The sequence below is a fragment of the Methylobacterium sp. J-076 genome (assembly GCF_022829405.1).
Classification (GTDB): domain Bacteria; phylum Pseudomonadota; class Alphaproteobacteria; order Rhizobiales; family Beijerinckiaceae; genus Methylobacterium.
The window spans coordinates 1-18,578 of the sequence record NZ_JAKSXW010000050.1 but is presented as its reverse complement, the minus strand read 5'-3'; the positions used below and the strand labels follow the sequence as shown (position 1 = coordinate 18,578).

The 18,578-nt window shown below is 65.3% G+C and carries 22 protein-coding genes; 14 read left to right on the top strand and 8 right to left on the bottom strand.

The features are described 5' to 3' along the window. The first annotated feature begins 10 nt into the window (after positions 1-10). From MKK53_RS03765 to MKK53_RS03730, 8 genes are all read left to right on the top strand, one after another. Entirely contained in the window at positions 11-676 is a 666-nt protein-coding gene (locus tag MKK53_RS03765) for a peroxiredoxin (protein ID WP_043075144.1), read from the top strand. After that, complete coding sequence (locus tag MKK53_RS03760) at positions 673-1,569, top strand: MBL fold metallo-hydrolase (protein WP_085985826.1); 897 nt, start codon at positions 673-675, stop codon at positions 1,567-1,569. The genes MKK53_RS03765 and MKK53_RS03760 overlap by 4 nt, the downstream gene beginning before the upstream one ends. After that, positions 1,566-1,940 (top strand): ArsR/SmtB family transcription factor, encoded by a 375-nt coding sequence (locus MKK53_RS03755; protein ID WP_007568978.1) that lies wholly within the window; start codon positions 1,566-1,568, stop codon positions 1,938-1,940. Before MKK53_RS03760 ends, MKK53_RS03755 begins: the two co-directional genes overlap by 4 nt. Continuing rightward, positions 1,937-2,356, top strand: a complete 420-nt coding sequence (locus tag MKK53_RS03750; RefSeq protein ID WP_007568976.1) for a YeeE/YedE family protein — start codon at positions 1,937-1,939, stop codon at positions 2,354-2,356. Before MKK53_RS03755 ends, MKK53_RS03750 begins: the two co-directional genes overlap by 4 nt. Then, complete coding sequence (locus MKK53_RS03745; protein ID WP_007568975.1) at positions 2,353-2,802, top strand: YeeE/YedE family protein; 450 nt, start codon at positions 2,353-2,355, stop codon at positions 2,800-2,802. The genes MKK53_RS03750 and MKK53_RS03745 overlap by 4 nt, the downstream gene beginning before the upstream one ends. Continuing rightward, positions 2,799-3,569, top strand: coding sequence for a sulfite exporter TauE/SafE family protein (locus tag MKK53_RS03740; protein ID WP_007568973.1), 771 nt, complete (start codon positions 2,799-2,801; stop codon positions 3,567-3,569). Before MKK53_RS03745 ends, MKK53_RS03740 begins: the two co-directional genes overlap by 4 nt. Positions 3,570-4,093: 524 nt before the next feature. Then, positions 4,094-5,311 carry a molybdopterin-dependent oxidoreductase gene (locus MKK53_RS03735; RefSeq protein ID WP_007568971.1) on the top strand — a complete coding sequence of 406 codons (1,218 nt, stop codon included), beginning with the start codon at positions 4,094-4,096 and terminating at the stop codon, positions 5,309-5,311. Positions 5,312-5,326: 15 nt separating this feature from the next. Beyond that, positions 5,327-5,668 (top strand): hypothetical protein, encoded by a 342-nt coding sequence (locus MKK53_RS03730; protein WP_007568969.1) that lies wholly within the window; start codon positions 5,327-5,329, stop codon positions 5,666-5,668. Between the two features lie 3 nt (positions 5,669-5,671). Here MKK53_RS03730 and MKK53_RS03725 read toward each other — a convergent pair whose 3' ends face one another. Continuing rightward, positions 5,672-6,568 carry a LysR family transcriptional regulator gene (locus MKK53_RS03725; RefSeq protein ID WP_043075146.1) on the bottom strand — a complete coding sequence of 299 codons (897 nt, stop codon included), beginning with the start codon at positions 6,566-6,568 and terminating at the stop codon, positions 5,672-5,674. Positions 6,569-7,059: 491 nt separating this feature from the next. Here MKK53_RS03725 and MKK53_RS03720 point away from each other — a divergent pair, with 491 nt between their 5' ends. Together MKK53_RS03720 and MKK53_RS03715 are read left to right on the top strand one after the other, a co-directional pair. Then, positions 7,060-7,353 carry a hypothetical protein gene (locus MKK53_RS03720; RefSeq protein WP_234742497.1) on the top strand — a complete coding sequence of 98 codons (294 nt, stop codon included), beginning with the start codon at positions 7,060-7,062 and terminating at the stop codon, positions 7,351-7,353. Between the two features lie 220 nt (positions 7,354-7,573). Then, positions 7,574-8,104, top strand: a complete 531-nt coding sequence (locus MKK53_RS03715) for a response regulator transcription factor (protein ID WP_043075147.1) — start codon at positions 7,574-7,576, stop codon at positions 8,102-8,104. Between the two features lie 234 nt (positions 8,105-8,338). Here the strand turns inward: MKK53_RS03715 and MKK53_RS03710 are convergent, their stop codons facing one another. From MKK53_RS03710 to MKK53_RS03695, 4 genes are all read right to left on the bottom strand, one after another. Beyond that, on the bottom strand, positions 8,339-11,134 hold the full coding sequence (locus MKK53_RS03710; protein ID WP_234742495.1) for an ABC transporter ATP-binding protein: 2,796 nt from the start codon (positions 11,132-11,134) through the stop codon (positions 8,339-8,341). Between the two features lie 266 nt (positions 11,135-11,400). After that, complete coding sequence (locus tag MKK53_RS03705; RefSeq protein ID WP_128755108.1) at positions 11,401-11,697, bottom strand: hypothetical protein; 297 nt, start codon at positions 11,695-11,697, stop codon at positions 11,401-11,403. A gap of 370 nt (positions 11,698-12,067) precedes the next feature. Further along, entirely contained in the window at positions 12,068-12,457 is a 390-nt protein-coding gene (locus MKK53_RS03700) for a type II toxin-antitoxin system VapC family toxin (protein WP_007568961.1), read from the bottom strand. Beyond that, positions 12,454-12,696 carry an AbrB/MazE/SpoVT family DNA-binding domain-containing protein gene (locus MKK53_RS03695; RefSeq protein ID WP_043075148.1) on the bottom strand — a complete coding sequence of 81 codons (243 nt, stop codon included), beginning with the start codon at positions 12,694-12,696 and terminating at the stop codon, positions 12,454-12,456. The genes MKK53_RS03700 and MKK53_RS03695 overlap by 4 nt, the downstream gene beginning before the upstream one ends. A 265-nt stretch (positions 12,697-12,961) precedes the next feature. On the opposite strand from MKK53_RS03695, the gene MKK53_RS03690 reads away from it, so the two are divergent. The 4 genes from MKK53_RS03690 (at position 12,962) to MKK53_RS03675 (ending at position 16,588) form a co-directional block, all read left to right on the top strand. Then, positions 12,962-13,558: a recombinase family protein gene (locus MKK53_RS03690; RefSeq protein ID WP_007568958.1), complete on the top strand. Its 597-nt coding sequence runs from the start codon at positions 12,962-12,964 to the stop codon at positions 13,556-13,558. 376 nt (positions 13,559-13,934) lie between these two features. Beyond that, complete coding sequence (locus tag MKK53_RS03685; RefSeq protein ID WP_039904500.1) at positions 13,935-14,192, top strand: hypothetical protein; 258 nt, start codon at positions 13,935-13,937, stop codon at positions 14,190-14,192. Then, positions 14,185-14,802: a hypothetical protein gene (locus MKK53_RS03680; RefSeq protein WP_007568954.1), complete on the top strand. Its 618-nt coding sequence runs from the start codon at positions 14,185-14,187 to the stop codon at positions 14,800-14,802. The genes MKK53_RS03685 and MKK53_RS03680 overlap by 8 nt, the downstream gene beginning before the upstream one ends. A gap of 244 nt (positions 14,803-15,046) precedes the next feature. Continuing rightward, positions 15,047-16,588 carry a type IV secretory system conjugative DNA transfer family protein gene (locus tag MKK53_RS03675; protein WP_243927028.1) on the top strand — a complete coding sequence of 514 codons (1,542 nt, stop codon included), beginning with the start codon at positions 15,047-15,049 and terminating at the stop codon, positions 16,586-16,588. Positions 16,589-16,615: 27 nt separating this feature from the next. On the opposite strand, the gene MKK53_RS03670 is transcribed toward MKK53_RS03675, so the two are convergent. From MKK53_RS03670 to MKK53_RS03660, 3 genes are read right to left on the bottom strand one after another with little or no spacing between them, the layout of a single operon-like run. Beyond that, entirely contained in the window at positions 16,616-17,212 is a 597-nt protein-coding gene (locus tag MKK53_RS03670) for a hypothetical protein (protein WP_007568949.1), read from the bottom strand. After that, positions 17,196-18,002, bottom strand: a complete 807-nt coding sequence (locus MKK53_RS03665) for a chromosome partitioning protein (RefSeq protein WP_230368351.1) — start codon at positions 18,000-18,002, stop codon at positions 17,196-17,198. The genes MKK53_RS03670 and MKK53_RS03665 overlap by 17 nt, the downstream gene beginning before the upstream one ends. A 5-nt stretch (positions 18,003-18,007) precedes the next feature. Further along, positions 18,008-18,520, bottom strand: coding sequence for a hypothetical protein (locus MKK53_RS03660; protein ID WP_007568946.1), 513 nt, complete (start codon positions 18,518-18,520; stop codon positions 18,008-18,010). Positions 18,521-18,578 lie beyond the last annotated feature (58 nt).

The window sequence follows — 18,578 nt, the reverse complement described above, 5'->3', positions numbered from 1 at the left end:
ACGTCATTTCATGAATTTAGAAAGCGACATCGTCCGACCTGACGTGGTCAATGCCGCGGGCCCGCCCGTCCTGTGTGACGTGGCGCCTCCCTTCCGCGCGAGGACGACGATGGGCGAGCGCTCGCTCGACATGTACCGAGGGCGCTGGCTGGTGTTCTTTTCGCATCCGGCCGACTTCACGCCGGTCTGCACCAGCGAGTTCGTGGCCTTCGCGAAGGCATCGGACCGCTTCCGGGAGCTCGGGTGCGACCTGCTCGCCCTGTCGGTCGACAGCCTGTCCTCCCACCTCGCTTGGAAGCACAGCATCGAGCATCGCTTCGGCGTGCGCGTGCCGTTCCCCATCGTGGAGGACCCGGCGATGGGCATCGCCAGGGCCTACGGCATGCTCCCGGCGAACGCGACGTCGAGCGCCACGGTGCGGACGACCTTCGTGATCGATACGCAGGGCGTCGTCCGGGCGACGGTGTCCTACCCGATGACCGTGGGCCGCAGCGTCGACGAGGTCCTGCGCCTGGTGGCGGCCCTCCAGGCGACCGACGCGGCCGACGTCTCGACCCCCGAGGGCTGGATGCCGGGCGACCCCGTCATCGTCGCACCGCCCCTCACCTTCGACGAGATCACGGCCCAGCCCGAGACCGGGGCGTCGGACTGGTACTACCGACTGGGGAGCGCATGACCATGGCCGGCCCCGATCCCAGACCCGTCGTGCAGGGCTTCCACGAGGCCACCAGCGGCAGCGTCCAGTACGTCGTGTCGTGCCCGGTGACGCGCCGCTGCGCCATCATCGATCCTGTGCTGGACTTCGACGAGAAGGCGGGGACCACCTCGACGCGATCGGCCGATGCGATCCTCGCCTATGTCCATGGCGAGGGATTGCGGGTCGAGTGGATCGTCGACACCCACCCCCATGCCGACCACCTCTCGGCGGCACGGTACCTGAAGGAGGCCACCGACGCCCCGACGGCGACGGGCGAGCACGTCGTCGACGTCCAGGCGCTGTGGAAGGGCATCTACAATCTGCCCGCCGATTTCCCCACGGACGGCTCGCAGTGGGACAGGATTTTCGCCGACGGAGAGACCTTCCAGATCGGCGAACTCGACGCCCGCGTGATGCATTCGCCGGGACATACGCTCGCCTCCATCACGGTCGTGGTCGGAGACGCCGCCTTCGTCCACGACACGCTGTTCATGCCGGACTCCGGGACGGCGCGCTGCGACTTCCCCGGCGGCGACGCCGCGAGGCTCTGGCGCTCGATCCAACGCATCCTCGCGCTTCCGGACGGGACCCGTGTCTTCACCGGCCACGACTACGGCCAAGGTGGCCGGGAGCCACGTTGGGAGAGTACGGTCGCGGAGCAGCGGGCGACCAACACGCACATGGTCGCCGCGGGCACGGAGGACGAGTTCGTGGCCGTCCGGAAGGCCCGCGACGCGACCCTCCCGATGCCGAAGCTGATCCTGCACGCCCTGCAGGTGAACATTCGCGGCGGTCGGCTCCCCGAGCCGGAGGCGAACGGCAAGCGCTACCTCAAGATCCCCCTCGACGCCTTCGGGAGGACCGCCCCTTGACGGAGGAGCTCACGCTTCGGATCGGCGACGCGCTCAAGGTCCTGGCGAACCCCAACCGGCTGCGCATCGCCTTCCTCCTGCTGGAGGGCGAACGCTCGGTCACCGACATCGAGCGCGAACTCGGCATTCGGCAGCCGACCCTGTCGCAACAACTCGGCGAGTTCCGAGAGGCCGGGTTCGTCTCGACCAGGCGGGAGCACAAGTCCGTCTTCTATCGCGTCACGGAACCGAGGGTCGTGGCGGTGCTGAACGAGCTTCGCCGGATCTACTCGGCCGCGCCGGACAGCCTGCCCGCGATGCGGGCGGCACCTGCCGGACGCCCCCGCCCTCAGCAGGCCGCGATGTTCGGGCTGGTCGGAAGTCGGGCGTGAGCGCCTTCCTGTCGCCGCTCGTGGGTGGCCTCCTCATCGGCGCGTCCGCCGTCGTCCTGCTCCTGGGCAATGGGAGGATCGCAGGCATCAGCGGCATCGCTGGCGGTCTGCTTGGACCATCCAGACGCGACACCCTTTGGCGCGGTGCCTTCCTCGTCGGCCTGCTTCTCGGCCCGATCCTTTATCGGATGCAGGCCGGGCATTGGCCCGAAGTCCGGATGGAGGCGTCCTGGCCGATGTTGATCGCGGCCGGCCTCCTCGTCGGCTACGGCACCCGCCTCGGGTCGGGCTGCACAAGCGGGCACGGGGTGTGCGGAATAGCCCGGCTATCGCCGCGCTCGATTACGGCGGTGGCCGTCTTCATGGTCGTGGCCGCAGTGACGGTGTTCATTGTCCGTCATGGGATCGGCACATGACCGGCGCCCTTCGTCTGGCGGTCGCCCTCTTAGCCGGCCTCCTCTTCGGCCTCGGTCTCGCCATCTCAGGCATGATGGACCCGGCCAAGGTTCTCGGGTTCCTCGACGTGGCGGGGCCATGGGACCCGAGCCTCGCCTTCGTCCTCGGCGGTGCGGTCGGCGTCTCCGCCCTCGGCTACGTGATGGCGGCCTGGATGGGGAAACCGGCGACGGCCCCGCGGTTCGACATCCCGACGACACGCACCGTCGACGCCCGGCTGGTCGGCGGCGCAACGCTGTTCGGGATCGGATGGGGCCTAGTGGGCCTGTGTCCCGGTCCGGCACTGGCGGCGCTTACCCTCGGCCTGCCTTCGATCGGCGTGTTCGTCGTCGCGATGCTCGCGGGCATGGTTCTGTTTCGTCTCACGCCGGGCATGACGCCACGAACCGGCGAGGTCCGACGGTGAGCGCGCTTCCCGCCCTGCTGTCTGGGGGTGGCGTCGGCTTTACGCTCGGGCTGATCGGCGGCGGCGGGTCGATCCTGGCGACGCCCCTTCTGCTCTACGTCGTCGGGATGTCCCAACCTCACCTGGCCATCGGGACCGGGGCGCTGGCGGTGTCGGCGAACGCCTTCATGACCCTCGGTGGCCATGCCAAGGCCGGCAACGTCCGATGGGGCTGCGCGGCGGGTTTTGCGCTTGTCGGGGTGCTCGGGGCCCTCGTCGGATCGACCCTTGGCAAGGCGTTCGACGGAGAGAGGTTGCTGTTCCTGTTCGCCGTGCTGATGGTCGTGGTCGGCGGCCTGATGCTGCGTCCGGCAAGTGACGGTGGCCCTGCCGACGAGCATGCGCCGGTGTCGGTGCCGAAGGTCGTGGCCTCGGCCCTGGCCGTCGGGATGCTGTCGGGGTTTTTCGGCATCGGCGGCGGCTTCCTGATCGTGCCGGGGCTCCTGTTCGCCACCGGCATGCCGATGATCAACGCGGTCGGCTCGTCGCTCCTCGCCGTGGGGGCCTTCGGATTGGCCACGGCGGCGTCCTACGCGCTGTCGGGCCTGGTGGACTGGGTCGTGGCCGCGGAGTTCATCGCGGGGGGCCTCATCGGAGGCTTCATCGGCATGCGGCTGGCCTGCCGGCTGGCCAACCAAAAGAGGCTCCTGAATCGGATCTTTGCCGGGGTCATCTTCGCGGTAGCGGGGTACATGCTCTACCGGAACGCCAGCGCGTGGGGACTCTAGCCCAGCTAAGCATGAGCGGCTTTGCCTTGCCTAGCTGACGCCCACCCGAACGCGGTGCCGAGCGGCACGCAGCCTCCGTGGTTTCAACCATAGACCTCCGCGAAGATCTGGCCGGTATCTCGAAGGTAAGACTTCCGATCTCCTAGCTTTTACTGACTCTACGTTTATATGATGCGGATTTTTAAGTCAGATATCGATAGATGTTCGCCATAACTGCGAATAATAGCAGATTAACTATGCTGGCAATCCTAGTTACAGAGTTGGCAGCGAGTGCCAAAGCACCTCTTAAGAGGTTACCGATACTGGCTGCGTCGTGGCATGTAGCGACCAGCGGAGCGTTGAAGGGAAGCACACTGTGCCCAGTACCAGCCCGTAGATGCTCCTCGATCGACGAGAATAATGATCTATAAAATCGATTAAAAATATAAGAATATTCTATTGGAAGACACGCTGTAGAGAAGATATCCCTTGCACATCGTGGTGCGGGTGCTCAGTGCGCCGCGCCCGCAAGGCGGAGAACACCCTTGAACCACCACGCCCTGTCACGTCGTGTAGTCCTCGCCGGTCTCGGCTTCGGCAGCCTCGGTGCCGCCGCGCCTGCCTGGGCCACTGGCTCAGTCAGGCTACCGCTGCCCGGCGGCCCCGACGCGCGCGACCTCACCACGGGGTTTCCCGGTAAGGGGTCGATGATCCTGCAGCGCACCCGCCCACCCTTGTTGGAGACGCCGTTCGAGGTGTTCGACCAGGGTGTATTCACCCCCAACGACCGCTTCTACGTGCGTTGGCACTGGGCCTCGATCCCCACCGAAGTCGATGCCCCGAGCTTCCGCCTCAAGATCCACGGCCATGTCGAGAAGGAACTCTCCCTCTCGCTCGACGAGATCGCCCGCCTGCCGCAGTTCGAGATCGCCGCGGTCAACCAATGCTCGGGCAACTCGCGCGGTCTGTTCGAGCCGCGTGTCTCCGGCGCGCAATGGGCTAACGGCGCCATGGGTAACGCGCTCTGGACCGGCGTGCGGCTCAAGGACGTGCTCGACCGGGCCGGCGTGAAGGCTGGCGCCGTGCAGGTGCGTTTCAATGGCCTCGACGAGCCTGTGGTCGCCGACGCGCCCGACTTTAAGAAGTCTCTGGATCTCGATCACGCCCGCGATGGCGAGGTGATGATTGCCTACGCGATGAACGGCGAGCAGCTGCCACTGCTCAACGGCTTCCCGCTCCGGCTCGTCGTGCCAGGCTGGTACTCGACCTACTGGGTCAAGATGCTGTCCGACATCGAGGTGCTCGATCATGCTGACGAGCAGTTCTGGACGAAGACCGCCTACCGTATCCCCGCCACTCCTGGCGCGAATGTTCGGCCCGGAGAGACCGGCTACGCCACCGTGCCGATCAACCGGATGGTGCCGCGTTCCCTGCTGACCAACGTCAAGGCTGACGCCTTGGTGAAGGCCGAGGCTCCGCTCAATCTGCGGGGCATCGCTTTTGGGGGCGATTGTGGGGTGAGGACCGTCGAGGTCTCCTCTGATGGCGGGCAGAGCTGGCTTGCCGCTGCTCTCGGCAAAGACGAGGGCAGCTACAGCTTCCGTCGCTTCGAGGCGAGCCTTCCTGCCCTAATCGCTGGCCGGCACGAACTGAAGGTCCGCTGCACCAATACGAAGGGCGTGGCCCAGCCACTGGAGCCGACCTGGAATCCGAATGGCTTCATGCGCAGCGTGGCCGAAACCACGCCCGTCGTGGCATCCTGAGGCGAGGAGCAGAGCATGTCCCCGATGATCCTGCCCCGCCTCGCGCTCGCCGCGCTGTTCGCCGTCTCGCTCGTCGGAGGAGCCGCCCTGGCTGGCGAGGCGATGCGGTTCAAGTCTGTCTCGGTCCAGCTGCCGCAGAGCGACCGGACCTTCCCGGGCGGCCACGAGGCAGAGGCAATCAACAACAACTGTCTGGCCTGCCACTCGGCCGCGATGGTGCTGACTCAACCCAAGCGCTCCAGGACTGAATGGAGTGAGACGGTTAACAAGATGATCCACACCTACAAAGCACCGATCGACGATACGGACGTGCCCGCTATCGTCGATTACCTCGCCAGCATGAAACCACAGCCTTAGCAGTCAGGCCGTTCTCGCAGGAGCGGCCTTGATCAGGTCGAGGAGCGCGTCGGCGGCCCGGCTGCGGTAGCGCTCCTTGTGACGCAGCATCCGGTACGCCCGCTTCGGCAGGTCGAACGGTACATGACAGAGCGTCTCGGCCTTGAGGCTTGCCGCAGCCACACAGGCCGAGAGCACGGTCGCGCCACCGCCCGCCTCGACCGCGGACCGCACCGCCTCGTTCGAGGGCAGTTCAAGCATCACCGTCAGACGTGTCGGGTTGAAACCGCGCTGGGCCAGTGTCTCCTCGAAGGCCGAGCGCGTGCCAGAGCCCGGCTCGCGCAACACCCAGCTGCCCTCCGCAAGCTCGTCCAGCGACAGCTCACTGCGCCTTGCCCAGGGGTGGTCAGGGGCGACGAGGAGCATGAGCTGATCCTCGGCCACCGTCGTGCTGGTCAGCGCCGGATCGTCGAGCGCGCCTTCGACGAAGCCCAGTTCGGCCCCACCCTCGCGCACAGCGGCCGCGGCCTGAGTGGTGTTGCCGACCGTCAGATTGAGGGTAATCTCCGGATAGGCACGGCGAAAGGCGACCAGGTAGCGGGGCAGCCAGTCACTCGCGATCGTCTGGCTGGCCTGGATGCTCAGCGTGCCCCGTCGAAGTCCGCTGAGTTCAGCCAGCACCAGCTCGGCACGCGCTGCGCGGGCGAGCACGGCCCGCGCCTCCCCGAGGAAAAGGCGACCTGTTTCGGTGAGCTCGATGCCGCGCCCAACCCGGTGGAAGAGCTTGACGGCGTGCCGCCCCTCGATGGCGCTGACAGCCGAGCTGACGGCGGATTGAACCAGATTGAGCGCTTCAGCGGCACGCGTGACGTGCTCGCGTTCGGCGACCGCCACGAAAATCCGGAGTTGGTCGAGGGTCATGTAGCCACCTTGGGTGGGATCCTGGCTCGGGTCCTCGACTTGAGCACTGAGACGTTCGGCCTGGCGGAACCGAAGGTCCACATCGCTGAACCGAGCAGCTTAGATCTAATCGAATTTTCAGATCAGAGTCAGCGTAAAAATGCGTTGGATCGAACCATTTTCAGGTGAGATCCTTGGTCCGAACCACGAGGCTCCTATGACAAACCGCAGTCCCAGTTTGATTGCTCAGGTCAACGGCTATCCGCCTGGACTGACGCTGTGGGTAGCGGTTGCTGCCGCGGCGACCTAGTTCCGGGGGTAGAAGAGCGGATGTTCGACCGGGCTTAACTCGAAGCTCTGGTTCGCACCAACCTGATCAACACCCACGTGCGCATCGTCTGGACGCCCGCGACCGGCGCTTCTTTCCTGGCATTGCGCTCGGGGCGCCCGCAGCATGCCGCTTTTCTTCCGGGGCGGTATGATTGCGAAGCTACACAGGACAGGCCCTGATCATGACTAGGATCCAGGCGAACGATCAAGCTGCCGAATGGGCGGCACGATTGACGAAGGGCTGCGCGATCTCGGCGATACCCAAGCCGACATATGCGCAACTGGAGGAGTTGCGTCATGACCTCTACACGGTCACGGACCGTCTTCTGGTGCTGGATGTACCCGCGGAGAGCTGGCCGGATTCACTCAATCTGACGATCGAGGATTGGGAAGCGCGGCAAAGCCTAACCTGTCATCGGGTGGTCGCTGTTCAGGTCAACTCCGGATATTTTAAGATGTCGCCAAAATGTTCTTAGATAGATAATAGTAAGTTCGATTTATAGTCGCATCTGACGCGCGCACTCACGGCCCGGAACGACAAATACCTAGGTCAATCTGCCTTCAATCCATCACCTTCTGAACGGGCAATGTCGCTTGCAAGACGTAGCCGCTGGCGGGGCTCAAGCTGGAGGATTGAACTGGGTGCGTCGGGATAAAGGTTTGGTGGATTGGGTGGGACGAACATCTCCATGCCCGATGGCGGCGCATGAGCGGCCTGGATGCCTCCTGCTCGCTGACGCGGATCCGGTCAGCCGAGAGCAACGAGGGCGGGAGTTGGCCGAACTGGACTACCACGTCTGGGTGGCCTCATCTCTCGGTGAGGCATCCGCGATCATCGCGGCTGAACAGCCACACTTCGCCATCATCGATTACAAGCTGTCGGACGGCAGCGGAGTCAGCCTGATCCCGAGGCTCGTCACAGCAGATCCCGCTGCCCGCATCGTCGTCCTATCGTTCTATGCCACCTTCCAAGGTGCAGTTACCGCCTTACGCATGGGCGCGACCGATTTCCTGGCTCGGCCAGCGGCAACCGCCGAGATCGATGCGATCCTGCGCAAACTACCGGACGGATGTAGGCTCAGCGGTGCGCCGGACAGCTCGCTGGAAGCTATCACCCGACGCCACGCTCAGGAAATCTTGCGCGTCATGGCCGATGACATCTGCGCCACAGCGCGTGTGCTGGGCATCGGCACCCGTACGCTACGAAAACTGCTCGTGCGTGCCTAGCCGTCGATACTTCAAAACGTGACCGGGCCTTTGATCTGTAAGGTTCGCCGGCTCTTCGGCTGGATACCGATGGGGCTGGTACCGATGGCGAAGTCTGGACAAAGGAGGGGCGGCTGCAATATCCCTCCGCCTCGGCAGTTCGGATGTCATCGCCGACGACGTCGCACGATGGCCCACCCTGCTTGTCCTGGCCACGCCAAGCGACGCGAAGGCCTGCTCTTCCAGCCATACGCGTCAGGCCAGTACCACAGGAGAGGATGCTTGCGCGACGTGCACAGCACCGGATCGTTCTACCGTGACCTGGACCGGCAATAGAGCCGCTTCCTCGGCTGTGTCCGTCACGACCAGAAGACTCTCAGGCGCGAGCGGGCCCGACGTGAGCGCCTCGATCACGCCTGCACAGTCCTCAAGGTGCCGCAGCGTGCCGTCCAGAACGAGGAGATCTGGCTGGCGCAGGACGGCACGGGCAAGCTCGATCGACGCTTGCTGCCGCACCGTGAGGAGCCGGCCACGGTTTCCGACGCCGTAGTCGAGCCCGCGGACCCGCACGTCGCCTTCAAGCCCGAAGTGCCGCACGGCGGCTCGGACGTGCTCTTGGATGTCGACTTCGGCGTTCATCTGCGTCGTGTCGATGCGTCCGAACAGGAGATTGTCCAGCATCGAGCTGCGCATATTGATGCGGCCCGGATCGAACGGCGCGATATCGGGCTTGCCTCCCGAATGCAGCCGCGTCTGGAGCGGTCCGCGTGCACCCACGATCCGCCGGCACAACGGTCTGTCCAGCAGCCCGAGCCGGTGGGACGGCTCGATATAGGACAGTGCGAGGGTGAGGAAGACGTCGTCGCCGGGCCTATCGGGAAGCGCGCGATCTCCGAGCACGGCGAGACGTCGCTCGATCTCGGGTAGAGCCTCTTGGTCGATCACTGGGAGGCAACGGAACAGGGCATGTCCCGGCGGAAGGCCCCGGGAGATCTCGACGAGCGTGCGAGCGACCGCTACGCCAAGACGGTCGAGGTCTCTGAGCAGGCCATGTTCCGCCAGCACAGCGCGGAAGCGCGGCTCCGACGCGAGGCGTTGGCCAACGAGGGCTGGATCTGTAGGCACGCCGAACAGGAGGTTCTCCGCAACTGTCGCGCGCTGGTTGTATTCCTCCAGGTCGAACGGCAGGACGAGATCAGTCTTGCCGGTGGCGACGAGCCGGCGGTGCAGGTGCCGGCGCGCCGCGATCATGCGCTCGCCCAAAGGCGTACCCTCGCAGCGCGAGGTCGCGGTCAGGCCGAACCGGTAGAGATCCTCATCCATGCCGAGTCGGGAAAGCAGATCCAGCATCCGCAGGTCGAGCGCGCGGGTGTCAGACGCACCGAGCGCGGCAAGGTCGACCCATTGCGTGTCCACTGGGTCTGGGGAGTTGCCCGCGCGATGCGCCTCGAACAGGGGCCGAGTGTCCTCCAGGTCCGACTGTGGGGCTGTGCGCAGTCCATAGACGAGGTTGTCACGGATGGTGCCGGGGAACAGGACCGGATCGCGGCCGGCGTAACCGATGCGCCGCGCTCGTGCGGCACGCCCGGCCGTTACAAGGTTGAGGGCGCCGATGGAGACCGCCCCGGCCACAGGTGATTGCAGCCCGGCAAGTGCGCGTGCGAACTGGTGCGCGAGGCCGGTCCCGGGCGAGTGAAGCCCGACTTGCGCCGGCAGGGCGATGTGCAGGTCCGCGATCGTCACCGACCGACCCTCCTTCGGGTCACGCAGGACGAGCCCATCCGACGTCACGGCGCGGGTTTGGTCCTGCGGCAGATCCGATCGAGTCGCATCGGCCAGCCGCAGGCGCTGTGCACCAAAATGTGCGGCGATCGCCTCGTACTTCACCTCAACGTCCAGGCGCTGCTGGTCCCAGTCGATCAGTCCCTTCAGGGGAGGAGGCAAATCGCGGTAAGCTGCCAAAACCGCGACCAGCTGGCCGATGCTGAGCTCGCCCTTAAGGGCGAGCAGGCCGCCGACGGCATAGAACAGGAACGGTGTCACCTGTGCGAGCAGGTTGTTGAGGTACTTGATCGCAAACTTGCGCCGATAGATCTGCAGGCGCAGGTCATAGAGCCCATGGAGCCGGCCGCTGATCTCGGCTCTCTCCCAGCGGACGCTGTCATTGACCGTCACGGCATCGAGCCCGTCCAGCACCTCCGCGACACGGCCGGCGAGGTTGCGAGACTCGATCTGACGCTGACGACTGAGGCGTAGGATCGCGTGCCTGAGCCGAGGAATGACGGCTATCTGCACGCCGGCTATCGCGCCGGCGGCCAGTCCGAGCCACACGTTCTGCATCAGAATGAAGGCCAGCGCAGTCGCGGCGTGCGTGCCGAGTTGGGCGGGCACCACGATCGCGTCGCCGATGAAGGAGCCGATCGGCTCGACCTCGTCGCGGATGATGGTCGCGGTCTCAGAGGATTTCACCTCGCGCTGGGTTTCAGGGGTAAAGCGCAACATCAGCGAGAACAGCTGGAAGCGTAGGCGGCGCAGCATCCGCTCACCCAAAACCCCCTTCTGCAGGTTGATCCGGAACTTGAAGGCACCGTTGATCAGGACGAGGATGAGGAACAGCCCGGACAACCAGAGCAACAGTCCCTGGCGGTCGGCGTGGAAGCCATTGAAAATCTCGGTCCAACCGCCACCGAGGAAGGCAGGCCACGCGATCTCGAAATTCAGGAACGGCGCGGTCGCCTCGCCGTGGGCGAACGCCTTGCCGATGATCGCGTCGTTGACGATGCGCTTGGGCAGGTCGAGGGAGGCGAAGTAGAACGGCACCGAGGCCAGGACGACCATGCAGATGGCAAGTTGGTCGCGCTTCGAGTGGCGCCAGATGTACGGGAACAGCCGCGGCTCCAGGCCTGGTGTCGGGGCGTCCCTGTCTCGGTCGGGGGACCACTCACCACCCGGCGGACGAGCATTCGTCTTCTCCTGTGCCACCGTAGCACCGCCGCGGCAATGCGGACGATCCTGTTCGGTGACCGGGGGCAAAAACGCGTCTTGGATCAAGGGGGGCTCCACTCTGGCGTTCTCCACCATCGTCGAGCTTGAAAGTTCGATCCAACGGAACCTCTCGATGTTTCCGTTCTGTAAAAACGATCGGTCTTCTGGGAGGCGCTTCCTCGTCGATGTCGCCCGTGAAAGTCGCCGTGCGGGGCGCTCTGAAGCATGGCACGATTACTGAACTGTCAAGTCTTAGCTGTAAGAACCGCCGTGGCCTTGCTGTCGAGCATAAGGAGGCTTCGCCGGGATGCACTCTGTATAAGACCCTGCGGCTAATGTCTCGCTGTGCTCGGCGGATCGACGAAGAACATTGTATTGACCGCGCGCACGGCGACAGCGGCACGGTTCAACTCGGGTTCCACGGCAGTGCAGAAGCCATCGGCCTTGGCGATCCTGCGTTGGTTCGACGAACGGAGCGCAGCTTCGCGAAGCCGCATCCCCTTGGCTTGGAGGCGTTCAATTTCGGCCGATACCGCGGTACTCCATGCCGCGACCTCCGCAGGCGTGCTGAGTGTCGCGGCAGCATCCGTAAGGCGCGCGAGGTGATGGGCGGGATTGGTGGAGGGCATCGTTAATCGGCCTGAGATCTACAAGTGCGTGCTCCCGGAAATCAAGACGCCAGCCTTTACGCTCCGGGGACACCGCACGCCAGCCAATGCCGGGCAAAGCACGAACAAATTCCACTCGCGAGAGATCCTTGCCGAGCGTACGACAGGGCCGCATCCCGGAATATATGCTCGAGCCAAACCGTGTGCCGGAACCATGTCCGCATCTCGACAAACAAGGAGCGGGTCGGGCGGAATTTGAAACAATGTCATTTCTTTCAGGAAAACTCGTAAGCGTTTCTATTCTTGAACAAACATCATCCTCGCACGGGTCTGACCGACTCACCGATGACATTCGGGGGCCCATATTCGTTTTGTCGATTTAAAAAGGCTCTCAGCGGATCATCTCGACGACAACATCGGCGGCCTCGGCGATCGTCGTCCAACGCCGTTCGGCGGTAAGGGCAGGCCGATCTTCCTGCTTGGCAAGGGCCAGACAATATCGGTCCCCGAGTGACAGACCACCCTCGACAGTGAGAGGGCGCAGCATGCCGGCCTCGTACGACAGCGCGGCATCGACGGTGACCCACCGGATCGGCAAGGGGCGTAACAACGCGTCGATCTCCGCGCGCGCCGCGCCGAGCTTGGCGTAGTGGCTGACGACTTCGGCCAGATTGACGGTCGTCATGACCGAGCCGTCGAGCGCGGCTTTCACCCGATCCGCTCCCGGCTCCCCTAGCAAGAGCGCGAGTAGTGCGGACGCGTCGAGGACGACGCCCGTCATTCGGCTTCAGCCTCACGAGCGCGATCCGCGAGGAAATCCGCCACGGTCGCGCCTGCCGTGTCACCGACCAGTCTACGGCTCAAGGCCTGCGCCCGGGCGACGACCTGATCGAGGGTCCGGAGCACGATGGCGTCGCCCATATCCTCGACGATGACCTCACCGCCACGAGCAAGACCATGCCGCTTGCGTAAATCGGCCGGCAAGCTCACGCGCCCGTCAGGCATCACCCTCGCTTTCATGGGACGTCTCCATCGTGTGCCATGGGCATAAGCATACGCCATAAGCCTCGATCCATGCCAGGACGAACTTTGAATGTCAGTTACGCAAGAAGCTGGCTCCCCTGAGCTGCATCGTGGTTCCCCCTTTGTGTCCGCAAGGGGATCGGTCAGCGGACGCTCGGGTGATCCACGCACAAAGGCTCGATATGCCTGCGCGGGCCGCGTCTCAATCGATTGGTACGATAAAAATTGCGGTGAGGGGACCTTATACGTTACAGCCCCACGCATGACGCACGTGCTGATCGGCTACGCTCGCTGCTCGACCGACAAGCAGGACCTCGCCGCCCAGCGCCACGCGCTGGTCCAGCTCGGGGTGGCGGCCGATCGCATCTACACCGACAAGGGCTTCACCGGGACGAACCGGGCCCGCCCGGGTCTCGACCAGGCGCTGGCTGCGGTCCGGAGTGGCGACACCCTGGTAGTGCCCAAGCTCGACCGGCTCGCCCGTTCCGTGCCAGACGCGCGCGCGATCGGCGACGCGCTCGCGGCACGGGGCGTGAAGCTGCAGCTCGGCGCCAGCGTGCACGATCCGCTCGATCCGATGGGCAAGCTGTTCTTCAACATCCTGGCCACCTTCGCCGAGTTCGAGGCCGACCTGATCCGGCTGCGCACGCGCGAGGGCATGGCGATGGCCCGCGCCAAGGGGAAGCTGCGGGGCAAGAAGCCCAAGCTCTCAGATCGCCAGCAGAAGGAGCTGCGCCGGATGTACGACACAGGCGACTACGCGATCAGCGACTTGGCCGAGCTGTTTTCGATCTCACGGCCAACCGTTTACCGTACCCTGGAGCGCCAATCTACCATGCCTGCTGTCGTGGCGACCTAAGTAGACGCGGCACGGCGCCCGGGACTAGGTTCACGTATCACCGGTTTCTCTCAATCCAGACCGATAGAGATCGCCAAGGATTAATGCAAAATAACACCAGATGACTTCCCGATGGGTCCCGATTACATTTATGCGCTCGCAAATATCTTAACCATTGCAGGCATAGAGCTCTCTAAATATTGAATAATATGCAAGGCGAGAGGCGACGCGCATCTAAAGATTATATATTGATTAATATTTGGATCTCTTCAAAGATTATGTGAACTGAGTAAATCATATCAATTTTACCGATTTGCCCGCCGTTTCAGAAACACGATCCTTTTATTGCGACTGTCATCGTTCATGCAGATAGGGTGCAAGGATCGTTATGCCTCCCATGGACAAAGGCGCACTGCTGAGAGCGCTGTTCAAGGACTTACTTATCGTCAACACGGAGATCCACCCCGACGTGCGGCAGGCCGAGGTCCGCTGGGCGTCAGAACTTGGTCTCGTGCGCCAGAACTATAACGTGGTGTCGGCACGTCCCGGCCAGGATCTGAGCGGCTTTGGGGCCATCTGGACAGAGGCCGACGAAATGCTCTTTCGGACGCGGGGCGTGGTTGTGCTCAAGCCGCAGGTGCAGGGTCATGCCTGAACAGACAATGCCAGCAAAGACCGGGCGCGACATCATCCTCATCGACGACGCACGCCATCCTCAGTGGGTCGCTGCGGCGAACGCTTTCGCCCGGCGGATGGGCTCGACGACCTATATCATACTCCAGGTCCACCAGCCCGACACGCGCTGGTTCGAGAGCAACCGGCTCGCGATGCCGCAACCTGAGCAACTGGAGTCTTTCGCAAGAGACGGGATAGTGCTGCTGCCCACATGGCATCAGGTTCAGATGTTGGCCTACAATCCGAATTCTTTCGCCAGCATCGCAGTCACGACATGTATCAACGAGGCGGTGTCACGCTACGCGGGTCGTCAGGTCCGCCTCGCGAAGTTGGGAGGATCCGAGACGGATCTCATCGAGCAGCGCCTGTTGGCCACACGCGTGCTCCACGCATTCGACGCCCTTGATGCTGATGGTCTTGCTGCACTGTGCGAAGCGGCCTTTCTGAACGATCCGGAGGTCGCATCGATGCACCTAAGATTTGATGATCTCAGGACTCATCATCGTCCCTTGTGGCTAGAAAAACTCAATGCTGCTTGGCTGAAAGAAAAAATAAATCTCGAAAAATTAGCATCTCTAAATTATAGATAATCTATTCTAAGCGTTTTGCTTTGCAATGATATGCCGTTATCGATCCCAAAGGGCAAGATGTGCTTGTAACGATGCTGTCTACTTTTCTCGTGACTGACCCGCAATGCGCATAATCTTCTCAGCCTTTCTCGCGACCGTGCTCCTGGCCTACCCAGTCGCGGGTTTGATCCAGAACGGGCTCGACCCAGCGTATTGGCCCGCAGAGGTGACGCGCCCCGGGGCCTGGTTCGAGGCCCTATTCTCCGTGCGTGCCGGTGACGCGCTCGCGATGCCGTACCTCATGCTGATCGGTCGTGCGCCCGAATTCGCCAACAACGGCTGGTCGCTAGCCCCACTCCTCGCCTTCTTCCCCCTCTTGATCCTGTTCGGAGCCGAGCTGCTGCGGCGCGCCAAACCCAAACAGAAGCGGGACACCTCCGACTTGTTCGGCTCGGCCCGCTTCGCCACTGCAACCGAGCGCGGTCGGCTCCGCAACGGGCTCGAACTCGGCCGTGATCCGGAGACCGGCCGTGCCGTCCGCATCGCCGTGCAAGGCACGCTTGTCACCATCGCGCCGCCGCGCAAGGGCAAGACGTCGGGCTTGCTCATCCCCAATCTCGCTTTTCCCGAGCCGCAGGGTTGGGGTGGCCCCGCTGTCGTGTTCGATCCGAAGGGCGAGGTCTACCGCTCCGTGGCCGCACGACGCCGCTCGCTCGGGCGCCGCGTCGTCTGCCTCGATCCCATGGGCTTGGCCGGCGGCACCGACCACTGGAACCCGCTCCAGGGCCGCGACCCGGACGACGTCCTCTACCTCCAGAGTACCGCGCTGGCGCTCCTGCCCGAGGCCTCCGGTGACGGCGAGGCCTCCGCCTACTTCCGCAACCGGGCCGTCGATCTGATCACCGGTGCGCTGTTGGTCGCCCTGCGTCAGCCGCAGGCGTGCACGGTCGTGGAGGTTCAGGACTTGCTAACCGACGAGGCCCGCTTCCGCGGCCTCCTGCAGCAGTACGTCACGCACTGGCCCGAGCCCGCGGCCTACGCGGCGATCGAGATCCTAGAGGCCGATCCCAAGACCAAGGACCCGATCAAATCCACCGCCCTGCAGGCCTTCCAGTGGCTCGCCGACCGGCGCCTGCGCGACCTCGTCGGCGACTCGACCTTCCAGCTGTCCGAGCTGTCCACCGGCGCCGTCGACTTGTTCGTGGCGGTGCCGACCGAGTACAAGACTGTGCTCGCCCCGTTGCTGCGCTGGCTGTTGTCCGACCTGTTCGCCTCGGTGCGTCGCCACCGTCCGGCTGAGCGGTTGATGATCTTCGTCGACGAGGCCGCGGTACTCGGCCGGTTCGATGCGCTTCTCACCGCGGCGGGCGAGCTGCCGGGCTACGGCGCCAGCCTTTGGACGATGTGGCAGGACCGCGCCCAACTCGTCGGGCTCTACGGCGAGGCCGGAGCGGACGTGCTGCTTAACACCGCGGAGGTTGTCACCGTCTTCGACGTCCCGGCCGTCGATCCGGATGAGGCCGAGCGCTGGTCGCGGTCGATCGGCGACTACACCGCCTTCGTCGAGACCCGGACGGCCCCGACCGGCGATGCCAAGGGCACGCCGTCCACGGCCCGTGCGTCGCAGGGCGCGCGCCTGATGACCAAGGAGGCGCTGATCGCGATGCCGGGCGACGAACTCCTGGTGTTTCCCAACAGCGGCGGCCACGCGCGCCATCCGTTGCGCCTGAAGAAGACGGTCGCGCACACCGATCCGCGCTTCCGCAAGCTGATCACCTCCGTACCGCCGGTCGGCCGGACGCGGTGAACCGCATCGGATCGAGAGATCCGGACCTCAGCGTGATGGTCCGGAGCGGGTCCGCAGCCAATCCGAAGGCACGCGGGTCGTGGCATAGCCGTCGCTCGGGTGCCAGTCGCGCAGCTCAGCCACGCCGTCGGCGTCCCGCATCAACGCATAGGCGCGCCCCGCCACGAGGCGGTCCCCGCCGGATCGCCCGTCCGGCATGACCCAGGCGGCGGTCACATCCCGGTCGCCCCGCACCTCGACCCAGGAGATCGGCGTGCGGCGGTAGGCCAGGACCAGCCCGAGCAAGAGGCAGAGCGCGAGCAAGGCGTCACGGGTGAGCCGGTGCATGTGGAACGGCAGGCGCCCGCGCCAGACCGCGATGCGGCTCGCGTGGCGCGGCGCGGACCGGACGCTAGGCTCCGCCTCGTCGGAGCGGTCGCGGATCGAGAGCAGGAGCTCGCGCCGATGTTCGGGCAGGAGCTGTGCTGCGCCCTCCTCCAAGGCCGCGAACCGCTCGTGGATCGGGCGCGTCTTCAGCCGGGTGAGCGCGGCGCGGCTGTCCCGCTCGAACCCGGCCGCGGCCTCACGCGCGGCGCGGTCGGCCCGCGCGAGGCGGGCTTTCACGTCCTCAGGCGTTGCGGGCACGCTTGGCTCCCCCTGCCGGCGTCCCGGCCCGACCTGCGACCGGCGCCTCCTCGACCAGCCACAGGGCCGCCGGCTTGACCGCCTCCATCACGGCGAGGCGGAACGCGGTGAGATCGCGCAGGATCCGCCCGGCCTTGGCCTGCGAGGTCTGCTTGACCAGGCCCGCCCGGTCGAGCCGTCCGACGCCGCGCAGCTGACCGGCCGCCAACACCCCGCGCGTCTCATCCTCCAGCTCGAAGGCGCGCAGGTGCGTGACCCCCGCGTCGCCGACCACGCGCTCCAGGATCGTCGGGTCGATCGCGCCGCGCACGCCGTTGGCCACGACGAACCGGGCACCGGTCCAGTCCCGCGCGGCCTGCAGCAGCTTGCCCGCATCCGCGAGCGAGCCGGCCTCGGCGGCCACCACCACCACGAGCCCGAGTTCGATCCCGGCCTTGCCCAGCTCCGGCGCCTCGTCCCTCAGCACCCCGAGCAGGCTCGCCGAGGTGTTGGCGCCGATGTCGACGAGGGTGGGGGCCGCGACCGCGTAGAGCGCGTTGATCACCTCGTCGAGCTCGGACCGCGCGGCCTTGCCGCCGCTGGCCTCGATCGCCTCGCGCGTGGCGCGCATCTCGAAGTAGCGCACGCCGCCGGGTTCGTTGGCGGCCGTCGCGGTCTTGAACTCGGTCAGGCGATGCACCGACTCGATCTCCAGGATCGGCGCGTCCGGCACGGCCTCCGCCAGGCCGCGGGTCACGGTCGACTTGCCGACGCCGCCGGTTTCCTGGGCGACGAGGAGGACGCGAGGCATGGGTGTCAGTCCTTCTTGAACAGGTGGCTGTGCTTCTCGGCCTGCAGGTGCTGGATCTCCGCCTCGGTGAGCGGCGCATCCGCGGCCGATGGGGTTGGCCTCTCGCGATCCGGACGGAGCTCCGGTGCGAGCCGTGACGCCCGGGGGGTCGAGCCGGTCGGGGGCGGTACGGGATGCGATGAGGTCGGCCGATCTGGCCGGGCCGCCCGCGCCTCCGCCCTGGCTGCGCGGGCGGCGGCCTGCCGCCGAACGCTGGAGATGATGCCGGTGAGATTGCGCCCGGTGATCGGCTGGCCGTCGGCGGTGGTGAACCCCTGCGCCGTGAGGCCGGCCGCGACCGCATCCCAGGTCAATCCGCCGGCCTGGAGGGCGACCAGGGCGTCGAGGTGGCCGCGCACGATGTCCATCAAGCCCGTGGCGGCCCGACCGCCCGGAGCACCGGCGGTGCGGCGGCTGCCGGGGGTCGCGGCGGCGTCCCGGGCGAGGCGGCGTAGGTCGAGGCGGGGGCGCTGGGCCATGGCAATGCCCTAGCAGAGCGGGGATTGCCAGGGCGTGCAGCCGATCGCTCGAATGCCG